Source organism: Rhodococcus sp. RDE2 (genome assembly GCF_020885655.1).
GTDB lineage: Bacteria > Actinomycetota > Actinomycetes > Mycobacteriales > Mycobacteriaceae > Rhodococcus > Rhodococcus pyridinivorans.
This window is the reverse complement of record NZ_AP025186.1, coordinates 79,273-92,387: the sequence shown is the minus strand read 5'-3', so window position 1 is coordinate 92,387 and position 13,115 is coordinate 79,273. Positions and strand designations below refer to the sequence as shown.

Annotated in this window: 9 protein-coding genes and 1 pseudogene; 5 read left to right on the top strand and 5 right to left on the bottom strand. The window is 67.9% G+C overall.

The window, feature by feature from the left end:
• The first annotated feature begins 49 nt into the window (after window positions 1-49).
• Window positions 50-1,418 (top strand): annotated as a pseudogene (locus LPH33_RS00420) (ISL3 family transposase).
• A gap of 51 nt (window positions 1,419-1,469) precedes the next feature.
• Window positions 1,470-2,069: a histidine phosphatase family protein gene (locus tag LPH33_RS00415; RefSeq protein WP_229566690.1), complete on the top strand. Its 600-nt coding sequence runs from the start codon at window positions 1,470-1,472 to the stop codon at window positions 2,067-2,069.
• Window positions 2,070-2,125: 56 nt separating this feature from the next.
• On the opposite strand, the gene LPH33_RS00410 is transcribed toward LPH33_RS00415, so the two are convergent.
• Entirely contained in the window at window positions 2,126-2,608 is a 483-nt protein-coding gene (locus tag LPH33_RS00410; RefSeq protein ID WP_229566688.1) for a nuclear transport factor 2 family protein, read from the bottom strand.
• A gap of 179 nt (window positions 2,609-2,787) precedes the next feature.
• On the opposite strand from LPH33_RS00410, the gene LPH33_RS00405 reads away from it, so the two are divergent.
• Entirely contained in the window at window positions 2,788-3,429 is a 642-nt protein-coding gene (locus tag LPH33_RS00405; protein ID WP_060652366.1) for an MSMEG_1061 family FMN-dependent PPOX-type flavoprotein, read from the top strand.
• 36 nt (window positions 3,430-3,465) lie between these two features.
• Entirely contained in the window at window positions 3,466-4,377 is a 912-nt protein-coding gene (locus LPH33_RS00400) for an SDR family NAD(P)-dependent oxidoreductase (protein ID WP_019290417.1), read from the top strand.
• Between the two features lie 3 nt (window positions 4,378-4,380).
• Here the strand turns inward: LPH33_RS00400 and LPH33_RS00395 are convergent, their stop codons facing one another.
• The gene (locus tag LPH33_RS00395) at window positions 4,381-5,223 is read right to left on the bottom strand and encodes a cutinase family protein (RefSeq protein WP_080678516.1); all 843 of its coding nucleotides are present in this window, start codon (window positions 5,221-5,223) and stop codon (window positions 4,381-4,383) included.
• Window positions 5,224-5,423: 200 nt separating this feature from the next.
• Window positions 5,424-6,194 (bottom strand): hypothetical protein, encoded by a 771-nt coding sequence (locus LPH33_RS00390; RefSeq protein ID WP_229566686.1) that lies wholly within the window; start codon window positions 6,192-6,194, stop codon window positions 5,424-5,426.
• A 162-nt stretch (window positions 6,195-6,356) separates the two neighbouring features.
• Here LPH33_RS00390 and LPH33_RS00385 point away from each other — a divergent pair, with 162 nt between their 5' ends.
• Window positions 6,357-6,779: a DoxX family protein gene (locus tag LPH33_RS00385; protein WP_229568517.1), complete on the top strand. Its 423-nt coding sequence runs from the start codon at window positions 6,357-6,359 to the stop codon at window positions 6,777-6,779.
• A gap of 142 nt (window positions 6,780-6,921) precedes the next feature.
• Here LPH33_RS00385 and LPH33_RS00380 read toward each other — a convergent pair whose 3' ends face one another.
• Window positions 6,922-8,373, bottom strand: a complete 1,452-nt coding sequence (locus tag LPH33_RS00380; RefSeq protein ID WP_229566684.1) for a glutamate synthase subunit beta — start codon at window positions 8,371-8,373, stop codon at window positions 6,922-6,924.
• Window positions 8,366-12,961 carry a glutamate synthase large subunit gene (gene gltB / locus LPH33_RS00375; RefSeq protein ID WP_229566682.1) on the bottom strand — a complete coding sequence of 1,532 codons (4,596 nt, stop codon included), beginning with the start codon at window positions 12,959-12,961 and terminating at the stop codon, window positions 8,366-8,368. Before gltB ends, LPH33_RS00380 begins: the two co-directional genes overlap by 8 nt.
• Window positions 12,962-13,115: the final 154 nt, after the last annotated feature.

The window sequence follows — 13,115 nt, the reverse complement described above, 5'->3', positions numbered from 1 at the left end:
CGATCGACCCCGTTGCCGTGTCGGTGATTGAAAAAGGGCCCGCGCCCTTGTGAGCTGGGTGTTCTCAGGCATCCAGGACAGCAAGGAACGCGGGCATGCACCACGGTAGTTCATTGCTGCTCGATCTCGACGGCGTCATCGTCGAATCGGTGCAGCGCACGGTCGAGGGCAGCCGGATCGTGCAGATCGCGACGGCACCCGAATGGGTCGGGGTCTGTCCGGAGTGCGGGCAGAAGTCCACGCGTTCGAAGGGTTGGGTCACCACCAGACCGCGGGATGTGCAGGTCGGACCCGACCGTCCGCTGTTGGTGTGGCGGAAACGGAAATGGTTGTGCACCAATACCTCCTGTGCCCGTAAGGTGTTCACCGAGTCGACGCCGGGGGTGCCGTCCCGGGCGCGGGTCACGCCCCGAGCGAAGGCGCTGCTGGTCGAGGCGGTCCTCGACGGGGACCGGTCGGTGTCCGCGGTCGCGGGCGACTACGGGTGCGCCTGGCACACCGTCCACGGCCACCTCGTCGTGGTCGCCGACGCCGCCCTTGGCGACGAACCCGAACCGGTGGTCGTCCTCGGGATCGATGAGACCCGACGCGGGAAGGCGAAATGGGAAACTTGCCCCGAGACCGGGGAACGGAGATGGGTGGACCGGTGGGACACCGGACTGGTCGACCTGACCGGCGATCAAGGGTTGCTGGCGCAGGTCAACGGGCGCACCTCCGCCGTGGTGATCGACTGGTTCGACGCCCGCGACGAGGCATGGAAGGCGCAGATCACCCATGTCGCGATCGATATGTCGTCGGTGTATGCGAAGGCGGTGCGCGAGGCATTGCCGCACGCGCAGCTGGTGGTGGACCGGTTCCACCTGGTCAAGAAGGCCAACGAGATGGTCGATACCGTCCGGCGCAGGGTCACCCAGGCCGAGCGGGGTCGGCGCGGCCGCAAGAGCGATGTCGAATGGATCAATCGACGACGGCTGCTGCGGGCCGCGGAGCGCCTAACCGATGAGCAACGATCGACACTGTTCGAGAAGCTGACCTCCGCCGACCCGCACGGGGACATCGCCGCCGCATGGATAGCGAAGGAACTGCTGCGCGATGTGTTGCGCTGCACCGACCGTGGTGGTCTGCGATACGAGATCCGAGATGCGCTGCACCGGTTCTACACGTTCTGCGCGGCGTGCCGGGTCCCGGAGATCGGCAAGCTGGCGACGACCATCTCGGCGTGGCAGGAACCGATGATCCTGGCGATCACCTCCGGCCTGTCGAATGCGCGCAGTGAAGGCTACAACCGCATCGTCAAGCACGTCGGCCGCATCGCGTTCGGATTCCGTACCCCGGAGAACCAACGCCGCCGGGTACGGTGGGCCTGCACTCGACGGTCACGTCGGGTCGCACCCAGCCGGCACCAGTACCACTGCTAACTGCGAAGAGCCGGTTTCACGTGAAACCGCTCCACCTGGCATCGTGAGGTCGTGCAGCTACTCCTGATCCGCCACGCCGAGCCGAACAACGCCCGCGCCGAGACCGGGGTCGCCGACCCGCCGCTCACGGAGGCCGGTCGTCTCCAGGCGTCGCGGTTGCCGGACGCGCTGTCCCCGTACAACATCACCCGCCTGTTCTCGAGTCCGCAGTTGCGGGCCCTGCAGACGGCCGAGCCGGTCGCGGAACGACGCGGGCTCGACGTGGAGAAGATGGAGGACATCGCCGAGTACGACTACGGCCACGACCACTACTTCACGATCGACGCCGCGAAGGACGTCGCACCGGCTGCCTACAAGCGCATCCTGGCAGGTCACCTGCCCGCTTTCGTCGACGGGGACGCCTTCCGCACACGGGTGCTGCGAGGGATCGACCACGTGGTGGACACATGCGACCACGCCGAGACCGTGGCGCTGTTCGTCCACGGCGGGGTCGTGAACATCGTGCTGCAGCACCTGCTCGAGCTGCCCCGGCCGCTGATGTTCCCCATCGAGTACGCGTCGGTGACGCGCATCCTCGTCTCACGCAGCGGTGCGCGACGCGTCGCGTCGATCAACGAGACCGGGCACGTACGCGACACCCTGCGCGTCTGAGCGCCCCGGCAGCCGGCCGCGGGTGAGCCGCCAGCGCCCACCTTCGAGTCGTGGGTTCAGCGCCGTGCGCTCGCAAGGAGGTCGCGGGCGGCGGTACTGCCGTCGAGCAACCGCGACGTGCGGCGCACGATCTTCCAGCTGCCGTCGATCCGGGCGAGTTCGAAACGATTGGCGCTCACCCGCCACACCCGGAACGAATCCGAATCGGCGTTGCGGCGCAGCAGCAGGGAGTGGCAGGTCGCAACGGCGGTGTCACCGTCGACCCGGATGTGCACCGGATCGAGCAGATGACCGCAGCCCTCCTCGATGTAGTCCTGGTGCGGCCGGGTGCGCACCATCTTCATGATGGCGTCGCGCCCCTCCATCAGGCGGATGTCGATGTCGTAGACGGCGTCCTCGGCCCACAGTTCCCCCACCGCCTCGGCGTCACCGGCGTCGACGGCCGGGCCGTAGGCCGTGAGGACCTCGTGGATCGCGGCCTTGTCCTCGAGGAGCTGTACGCGTTCGAGGAGGGAGGCCAGCAGGGCGGAGTCGGTCATCTCGATCCTTCCGGACGGGGGCGTCGCCACCCGTTCTACCGGGATCGGGAGCCTGGCCTCCCTGGTCGTCCCGGTGACCGGAAGCATCCGGCTGTGCAACCCCTGACCAGGGCATGACACGGACACCGACGTGATCTTCCCGCGCAGGATTGATACGGTCACCGCCGGAGGTGCACCGGATGGATGCGGACAGGATCGACGAGCTCGTACAGGGCGGGATACGGACACAGGGTGAGCTCGAGGCCGTCCTGGGCATTCCGCACCCGGCGATCGTCGACAAGGCGCGACCACACCTGACGCCGCTCATCAGGCATTTCCTGTCGCTGGCGCGGTTCTTCACGATCGCCACCGCCGACGCCGTCGGCAACTGCGACTGCTCGCCGCGTGGCGACATCGAGTCGGCGGTGCTCGTCCTCGACGACCACACGATCGCGCTGCCCGACCGTCCCGGCAACCGTCGCGCCGACTCGTACCGGAACATCCTCGAGAACCCTCACGTCGGGCTGCTGTTCTTCGTCCCCGGCGACGAGGAGGTGCTGCGGATCAACGGCCGCGCCACCCTGTCGACCGACCCCGACCTGCTCGGGAAGCTGTCGCTGCAGAACAAGCCCGCGCAACTCGCTGTGATCGTGCAGATCGACGAGGTCTTCCTGCACTGCGCGCGGGCGTTGCTGCGCGCCAAGCTGTGGGATCCGTCGACCTATCCCGACCGCGCGGCGGTCCCCTCGATGCGCGACATGCACGCCGAACTCCACTCGATCGAGATCCCTGCCGACGCCGAGCCGGGCAAGCGCGAGCTCTACCGCGAGTTCCTGTACTGACCGGACCACACGCGGCGAGTGCGTCACGATGGTGGGGTGACCTCTCGGATCGCTCAGATACGCCGCTGGCGCGCCGGCGCTGCACTACGCAGCCGCCTGCGCGACCTGACCGGCGCCCTCGTCGTCGTCACCGGTGGTGGTAGCGGGATCGGCCGTGCCTCGGCGATCGCCTTCGCCGCCGAAGGCGCCATCGTCGTCGTGGCAGACAAGGATCTCGACAGCGCCCGCGAGACGGTGGCGCTCGTGAACGTCCCGGCTCCCGGTGCCGGAGGTTCCGAGGCCGTCTTCGGCGGCGCCGCCCACGCCTACGAACTCGACGTCTCCGACGAACAGCAGGTCCGGAAGTTCGCGCAGACCGTTCGCGAGCGGCACGGCGTCGCCGACGTGCTCGTCAACAACGCGGGCATCGGTGTCATCGGTGCCTTCGCCGACACTCCGCAGAGCGTCTTCGAGAACGTGATGGACGTGAACTTCTGGGGAGTGGTCTACGGCTGCCGCGCCTTCACGGAGCAGATGATCGAGGCCGGCACGGGCGGGCAGATCGTCAACGTCTCGTCGGCCGCGGCGTACATGCCACAACGCAACCTCGCCGCCTACACGACGAGCAAGGCCGGGGTGTTCATGCTGTCGGAGTGCCTGCGCGCCGAACTGCTCGAACACGGGATCGGCGTGACCGTCGTGTGTCCCGACCTGGTGGACACCAATCTCACCCGGGCGACGGAGTACGTCGCGCCGAACAAGGAACTACGAGCAGCGCGACGCACCCGCACCCTCGCGATGTACCGGCGCCTGCACATCGCGCCGGAGAAGGTGGCCAAGGCGATCGTCGGGGCGGTCCGTCACAACAAGCCTGTGGTGACGGTCGCCCCGGGGGCGAAGGTGCGCAAGTGGCTGATGCGCTTCGCGCCCCGGGTCATGCGTGTGGGCGCACGATTCGACATCGACTGATGGTCAGGCCTTCGAGGCGATCCAGTCGTGTAGCCACCGCGTAGCCGTCGTTCCGCGACCGTCGACCACGTAGTTCGAGTAGTCCTGATGGATCTGCGATTCGTAGAAGGTGCGGATCTTCTGCTCGCGCAGCTCGTTCGCCTCGGGCGTGAGCTGCAACTGCAGCATCGGGATGCCCCCGGCGGTCATGATGTCGTTGTAGAGCGCCGTCGCCTCGTCACGGTAGTTCTCGAGCTGCTCGAACGGGCTGCCCGCCGAGATCGCGAGGAAGCCGGCCAGTCGCGTGACGAAGTCCTCCGGTGGCGTCGAGCAGTAGAGGTCGCCCACCGCGCAGATGGTGCGCACGTTGGGCGTTACGAATCCGAAGCCTCCCGCGCGGGCACCTCCCGCACCGGTGCCGGCGACCGGCGGACCGACGAACGGGTCGAGTTCGGAGCGCCGCGGATCGGACAGCAGACCCACCGCGACGAGGCGGTGCGGACCGATCACTCCCAGCCCGGTGCCGATCTCGGCGGCGAGATCGCCTGCGGCATCGGCACCCTGGCTGTAGCCGACGAGGGCGAAGTTCGTGAGGGGGCACCGCTCGGCGGTGGCCGCGATGATGCCGCGCGCGTTGTCGACGGCGCGGTTGCGGGAGGCCGCGTACACGTCGCCCTCCCACGGGAAGGCCGTGGCGGGATACGCGACGTAGTCGACGCGGGCCCCGGCGGGAAGATTGGACGTGACCTGGGCGAGCATGCCGTTCCCGCGGCCGGGGTCGGGGGTATTCGAGGTCTCCCACGTTCCCGGCACCGCGACCACGTTCAGGGTCGGACATCCGGGCGGATTCGCTTGCGCCGCAGGCATTGCGACGAATACTGCTGCACATGCCGCCACTGCGGCCACCGTTGCCGCCCACACTCTTCTCATAGCCATGTCCCCGCCCCGCTACTGTCCTGGTGCCGCGCCCCTCCCCGGCAGTATCGAGTAGAAGGATGACATATTCGTGAACCGGATGTGATGTATCCGAGTCCGGAACGTTGTCGGGAAACGACGGGGCAGGCCGATCAGCCGCGAACGACGGTCACCTGTCCCCCGCCGATGTTCGTCACGAAGACGTTGCCCGTCCCGTAGTCGACCGCCGTTCCCGGAACCGGCCGCTCGACCACGCTCCCTTCGGCGGTCGAGGCGGGTTCCGCGACGACGATGTCGGGCCCGAAGAGGTTTGTAACATAGATGTTTCCGCTGAACGGATCGGTGACGACCGAACCCGGGGGAGGCGGTGGCGGGGCCGGGAGCTCCGCCGGCGCGACGGCACGGTCGATGACTGTGACACCGCCCGTACCGACGTTCGTGACGAAGACGCCGTCGGTTCCCGCGTCGAGGATCAGCTCCGGCATCCCGGGGAGCGGAGCCTGTGCGGGCGCCGCAACGGGCTCGGGCGTGACCTCCGTCCGGTGCACCGTGACCGCACCGGTACCGACGTTGGTGACGGCGACGTTGCCGAGCCCGCCGTCGACCCGCATCTCCACGAGCGCGGTGGACACCTCGGTGCGTCCCGGGACACGTCCCTCGGGGTGCGTGACGGTTACGGCGCCGGGACCCACGTTGGTGATGCACGCGTTGCCGACACCGCCCTGGAGTCCGAGCAGGCGGGGACCGTCGAATCCGAAAACCGGTGGGACGGGCTCGGCGCCGTCGATCGTCACGAGCCCACCACCGTTGCGGATGCACGCGGCCGCAGGATCCGCGGCCGCGGCGGGAGCCGCCGCGACGGCGGCCACGACGGCACCCGCACCCATCACGACCGTCGCCAGCGCCCGTCTCGTAGCCGTCATGCGCAAAACCATAACGGGTGCGACGCCCGGCGACACGGAAATGTCACAAGCGCAGCGCCTCCGGCGGTCGCTGTTGAACGGATTTCTGTGGATCCACCCCCGGAAAGCGGGGGCAGACCCACCGAAACCGGAGGAACGAGGACCAAGCACCCTGCCTTCCGCATCGTCGTCGGTTTCCTGTTCTTCTGCCACGGCACCACGAGCCTGTGGGCGTGGCCGGCGGAACCCTACGGCGGAGCCACCGCACAACTCGGCGCATGGCCCGGCTGGTGGGGTGCGATCATCCAGGTCGTGTGCGGCACCGCCCTGATCCTCGGTTTCGGTACCCGGCTTGCGGCCTTCCTCGGCTCCGGCTCGATGGCGTACGCCTACTTCTGGGGCCACCAGGACGACGGCGCACTGCCCATCCAGAACGACGGTGAATCCGCCGCGCTGTTCTGCTGGGCGATGTTCGTCCTGATCTTCCTCGGCTCCGGATCATGGGCCGTGGATCGCTTCCTCGCGCGGCGGCGTGAGGAGGCCACACCCGAACCGGCGCCGGCCACCGCATCCGACACCGATCCCGCGTCGCTCGTCGACGTCTGACCCCACCCACGAACGCCGCCCCCGAACGCCACTGGGCCGCACACCTTCCGGTGCGCGGCCCAGTGGTCGTACCTCGTTCAGCGCTGCGACGCTGGAGCGCTCAACTCTCCGGCGCCACTCGGACGCCGGCAGATTCCCGCGCTCAGCGCTGCGGCATCGTGGTGGTCGCGATCGGCGCCGGCAGTGCCGTCTCGCCCTCGAGGAAGCGGTCCACCGCAGCGGCGCACGCGCGACCCTCGGCGATCGCCCAGACGATGAGCGACTGTCCGCGACCCATGTCGCCGGCGACGAAGACACCGTCGACGTTGGTGGCCCACTCCGACGAACGGGCGACGTTGCCGCGCTGGTCGAAGTCGACACCGAGATCGGTGAGCAGACCGGGCTTCTCGGCACCGGTGAAGCCCATCGCGAGTAGCACCAGATCGGCCTCGAGTTCGAAGTCGCTGCCTTCGACCTTCTCGAAGCGACCGTCGACCATCTGCACCTCGTGTGCCTTGAGGGCGGTGACCTTGCCGTCCTTACCGACGAATTCCTCGGTGTTGACGGAGAAGACGCGCTCGCCGCCCTCCTCGTGCGCCGACGAGACGCGGTACATGAGGGGGTAGGTCGGCCACGGGGTGGACTCGGCGCGCTGCTCCGGCGGCCGCGGCATGATCTCGAACTGGTGGACGCTCTCCGCACCCTGACGGTGCGAGGTGCCCAGGCAGTCGGCGCCGGTGTCGCCACCGCCGATGATGACGACCTTCTTCCCCTCGGCCGTGATGGTCGGGGCCGGCAGGTCGCCGAGCTGCACGCGGTTGGCGATCGGCAGGAATTCCATCGCCTGGTGGATGCCGTCGAGCTCGCGTCCGGGGATCTGCAGGTCGCGGGCGACGGTCGCGCCGCCGGCGAGAACCACGGCGTCGAACTGCTCGCGCAGCTCGTCGGCGGTGATGTCGACACCCACGTTCACGCCCGGCTTGAAGACGGTGCCCTCGGCCTCCATCTGCGCGAGACGGCGGTCGATGAAGCGCTTCTCCATCTTGAACTCGGGGATGCCGTAGCGGAGCAGACCACCGATGCGGTCGGCCCGCTCGAACACCGTCACCGAGTGACCGGCACGCGTGAGCTGCTGTGCCGCAGCGAGACCGGCAGGCCCGGAGCCGACGACCGCGACCTTGCGGCCGGTGAGCTTCGACGGCGGAACCGGCTTGACGCGGCCGTCGTCGAAGGCCTTCTCGACCAGCTCGACCTCGACCTGCTTGATGGTCACCGGGTCCTGGTTGATGCCGAGCACGCACGACGCCTCACAGGGCGCCGGGCAGAGCCGGCCGGTGAACTCGGGGAAGTTGTTCGTGGCGTGGAGACGCTCGATCCCGTCCTCCCACTTGCCCTTGTAGGCGAGGTCGTTCCACTCGGGAATGAGATTTCCGAGCGGGCAACCGTTGTGGCAGAAGGGGATACCGCAGTCCATGCAACGGCTTGCCTGGGTCCGGAGGGTGTCGAGCGGGAACGGCTCGTAGACCTCCTTCCAGTCGAGGAGTCGCAGCGGGACGGGCCGGCGGACCGGCGTCTCGCGGGAACCGTGCTTGAGGAAACCGGTGGGATCAGCCACGAGCAGCCTCCATGATCGCCTCGTCCACGTTCGCACCACGGATGGTGGCGTCCTTGATAGCCATGAGTACCTTCTTGTAATCGCGAGGCATGACCTTCGCGAAGTGGCTGACCTGTTGTGACCAGTCGGCCAGGATGCGGGCTGCGACCTCGGAGCCCGTTTCGTCACGATGCCGTTCGACGGCGCCCTTGAGCCACGCGAAGTCCTCGCCCTCGAGATCCTCGAGGTCGACCAGCTCGGTGTTCAGGTTGTTCTCGAAGTCCTTGTCCGGGTTGTACACGAACGCGACGCCACCGGACATGCCCGCACCGAAGTTGCGGCCGGTCTTGCCGAGGATGACGACCTTGCCACCCGTCATGTACTCGCAGCCGTGGTCGCCGACGCCTTCGACGACGGCCGTGGCTCCGGAGTTGCGGACCGCGAAGCGCTCACCCGCGATGCCTCGGATGAGGACCTCACCCGAGGTGGCACCGAACAGGATGACGTTGCCGGCGATGATGTTGTCCTCGGGCACGAAGCCCTCGGCCGCATTGTGCGGCGGGCGCACGATGATGCGACCACCCGACAGGCCCTTGCCGACGAAGTCGTTCGCGTCGCCGTTGAGCCGCATCGTGATGCCGCGCGGGACGAACGCACCGAAGCTGTTGCCGGCCGAACCCGTGAAGGTGATGTCGATCGTGTTGTCCGGCAACCCGTCCGCACCGTACTTCTTGGTGAGCTCGTGGCCGAGCATCGTGCCGACGGTGCGGTTGACGTTGGTGATCGGGGTGTCGAACGAGACCGGCGTGCCCGACTCGAGAGCGGGCTGCGCCTTCGCGATCAGCTCGTTGTCGAGTGCCTTGTCGAGAGCGTGGTACTGCTCCTTGGTGCAGTGCATGTCCTGCTCCCCGTAGATCGGGGAGGTGACCTTCTCGAGCAGCGGCGACAGGTCGAGCTTCGACGCGCGGTAGTGCTCGACGGCCTTGCGGGTGTCGAGGACGTCCACCTGGCCGATGGCCTCGTCGAGGCTGCGGAAACCGAGCTCGGCGAGGTACTCGCGCACCTCTTCGGCGATGTACAGCATGAAGTTCTCGACGAACTCCGGCTTGCCGGTGAACCGCTTGCGCAGCACCGGGTTCTGCGTCGCGACACCCACGGGGCAGGTGTCGAGGTGGCACACGCGCATCATGATGCAGCCCGAGACCACGAGCGGCGCGGTCGCGAAACCGTACTCCTCGGCACCGAGGAGAGCGGCGACGACGACGTCGCGGCCGGTCTTCATCTGGCCGTCGACCTGCACGACGATGCGGTCGCGCAGACCGTTGAGCATCAGCGTCTGCTGGGTCTCGGCGAGACCGATCTCCCAGGGAGCACCCGCGTGCTTGAGGGAGGTCAGCGGCGACGCGCCGGTACCACCGTCGTGACCCGAGATGAGCACGACGTCGGCGTGTGCCTTCGACACACCCGCGGCGACCGTGCCGACACCGAGCTCGGAGACCAGCTTCACGTGGATGCGGGCCTTCGGGTTGGCGTTCTTCAGGTCGTGGATCAGCTGCGCGAGATCCTCGATCGAGTAGATGTCGTGGTGCGGCGGCGGCGAGATCAGGCCGACACCGGGCGTCGAACCACGGACCTCGGCGACCCACGGGTACACCTTGTGCGGCGGCAGCTGGCCGCCCTCACCGGGCTTCGCGCCCTGCGCCATCTTGATCTGGATGTCGGTGCAGTTGCTCAGGTAGTGCGCGGTCACACCGAAGCGACCCGAGGCGACCTGCTTGATCGCCGAGCGCCGCCAGTCGCCGTTCTCGTCCGGGGTGAAGCGGCTCGGGTGCTCGCCGCCCTCACCGGAGTTCGAGCGGCCACCGAGACGGTTCATCGCGATCGCGAGGGTCTCGTGCGCCTCGGCCGAGATGGAGCCGTAACTCATCGCACCGGTCGAGAAGCGCTTGACGATCTCGCTCACCGGCTCGACCTCGTCGATCGGCACCGGCGGGCGCACGCCCTTCTTGAACTCGAACAGACCGCGCAGCGACGCGAGTCGCTCCGACTGATCGTCGACGAGCTTCGTGTACTCCTTGAAGATCGAGTACTGGCCGGTGCGGGTCGCGTGCTGGAGCTTGAACACCGTGTCCGGGTTGAACAGGTGGTACTCGCCCTCACGACGCCACTGGTACTCGCCGCCCACCTCGAGCTCGCGGTGCGCGCGCTCGGACTGGCGGTCGAGGAAGGCCGTGCGGTGACGGGCCGCGACGTCCGCGGCGATCTCGTCGAGACCGACGCCGCCGAGCTGCGACTGCAGACCGGTGAAGTACTCGTCGACGAGTTCCTGCGACAGGCCGATGACCTGGAACAGCTGCGCACCGGTGTAGGAGGCGAGCGTGGAGATGCCCATCTTGGACATCACCTTGAGCACGCCCTTCGAGGCCGCCTTGATGTAGTTGGCGATGGCCTTGTCGAGGGTCATGCCCTCGGGCAGGTCGCCGTTCTGCAGCAGCTCGTCGATGCTCTCGAATGCCATGTACGGGTTGACCACGGCCGCACCGAAACCGCACAGCGCGGCGATGTGGTGGACCTCGCGGGCGTCGCCGGCCTCGACGAGCAGACCGACCTTGGTGCGGGTCTTCTCGCGGACGAGGTGGTGGTGCACCGCGGAGGTGAGCAGCAGCGACGGGATCGGCGCCAGCTTCTCGTCGGACTCGCGGTCGGACAGCACGATCAGGCGTGCGCCCTTCTCGATGGCCTGCGAGACCTGCTCGCGGATCGAGGCGAGCGCGCGACGCAGACCCTCACCGCCCTCCGCGACCGGGTACAGGCCGCGGATGATGACGCTGTTGAAGCCGGGGAACTGCTTCTCGTCGTTGACGTGGATGAGCTTCTGCAGGTCGTCGTTGTCGATGACCGGCGCACCGATGAGGATCTGCCGGCACGACGCCTCGGTCGGGTTCAGCAGGTCGCCCTCGGGGCCGAGCATGCCGCCCATGCTGGTGACGATCTCCTCGCGGATCGCGTCGAGCGGCGGGTTGGTGACCTGGGCGAACAGCTGCGAGAAGAAGTCGAACAGCTGACGCGGACGCGACGACAGCACGGCGATCGGCGTGTCGGTGCCCATCGAGCCGAGCGCCTCGGCGCCGGAGGCCGCCATCGGCTTGACGAGGAGGTCGACCTCTTCGCGGGTGTAGCCGAAGACCTGCTGCCGCAGCACGACACGCTCGTGCGACATGTAGGTGTACTTGCTCTCGGGCAGATCCTCGAGACGGGTGACGCCGTTGGCGACCCACTCCTCGTAGGGATGCTCGGCGGCGAGCTCGCGCTTGATCTCCTCGTCCTCGACGATGCGGCCCTTGGCCGTGTCGACGAGGAACATGCGGCCCGGCTGCAGGCGACGCTTGCTGACGATCTTCTCGGTGGGGATGTCGAGCACACCCACCTCGGAGGCCATGACGACGAGGCCGTCGTCGGTGACCCAGGCACGCGAGGGGCGCAGGCCGTTGCGGTCGAGCACGGCGCCGATGACGGTGCCGTCGGTGAAGCACACCGAAGCCGGTCCGTCCCACGGCTCCATGAGGGCCGCGTGGTACTCGTAGAACGCGCGACGTGCCGGATCCATCGAGTCGTGGCGCTCCCACGCCTCGGGGATCATCATGAGCACGGCGTGCGGCAGGCTGCGACCACCGAGGTGCAGCAGTTCGAGCACCTCGTCGAAACGCGCGGTGTCGGACGCACCCGGCGTGCAGACCGGGAAGATCTTCTCGAGCTTGTCGCGACCGCCGAAGACCTCGGTGTCGATGAGTGCCTCACGTGCACGCATCCAGTTGGCATTGCCCGTGACGGTGTTGATCTCGCCGTTGTGCGCCACGCGGCGGAAGGGATGCGCGAGCGGCCACGACGGGAACGTGTTGGTGGAGAACCGCGAATGCACGAGACCGAGGGCCGAGACGACGCGCTCGTCCTGCAGGTCGCGGTAGAAGCCCTTCATCTGGGGCGTGGTGAGCATGCCCTTGTAGACGAAGGTCGACGCCGACAGGCTCGGGAAGTAGACGGTCTCGCTACCGGGACCGTCCTCGCCCGCGCCGTGGTGGCCGAGCTCGTGCTCGGTGCGCTTGCGCACGACGTACGCGCGGCGCTCGAGCTCGAGGCCGGTGAGCGCGCGGGCGCCGGAGGCGATGAAGATCTGCCGGAAGGTGGGCATGGCGTCCTTGGCCATGGAGCCCAGCTCGGACTCGTCGATCGGCACCTCGCGCCAGCCGAGGACCTCGAGGCCCTCTTCGGCGACGATGCGGTCGACCTCGGCGGCCGCGGCGTCGGCCGCAGCGGTGTCCTTGGGCAGGAACGCGATACCGGTCGCGTATGCGCCTTCGGCGGGAAGATCGAAGTCGACGACCTCACGGAAGTAGGCGTCGGGGACCTGGATCAGGATGCCGGCACCGTCGCCGGTGTTCTGTTCCGCTCCCGCTGCACCGCGGTGTTCGAGATTCACCAGGGCGGTGATCGCCTTCTCCACGATGTCGCGACTGCGACGACCGTGCATGTCGACGACGAACGCGACGCCACAGGAGTCGTGCTCGTTCGCCGGGTGGTAGAGCCCTCGAGGCCCGGGGAGATGAGTCATACCTAGCCTTCGTTGATGCGATAGCACCGACGACCAGCAGCGCTGATGGCCATCTACTGCCGTAGACGGGTATCGGCCGGGTGCCCGATACCTTCGACATCGCCAGTATCCGCTCATCCGCGACGGTGCGGGTGCCTTTTTCGGCAGCACGAGC

Coding starts and splice junctions, on each gene's coding strand:
- LPH33_RS00410 (WP_229566688.1), bottom strand. CDS start 2,608: ATGACCGACTCCGCCCTGCTGGCCTCCCTCCTCGAACGCGTACAGCTC.
- LPH33_RS00405 (WP_060652366.1), top strand. CDS start 2,788: ATGGATGCGGACAGGATCGACGAGCTCGTACAGGGCGGGATACGGACA.
- LPH33_RS00395 (WP_080678516.1), bottom strand. CDS start 5,223: ATGCCTGCGGCGCAAGCGAATCCGCCCGGATGTCCGACCCTGAACGTG.
- LPH33_RS00390 (WP_229566686.1), bottom strand. CDS start 6,194: ATGACGGCTACGAGACGGGCGCTGGCGACGGTCGTGATGGGTGCGGGT.
- gltB (WP_229566682.1), bottom strand. CDS start 12,961: ATGACTCATCTCCCCGGGCCTCGAGGGCTCTACCACCCGGCGAACGAG.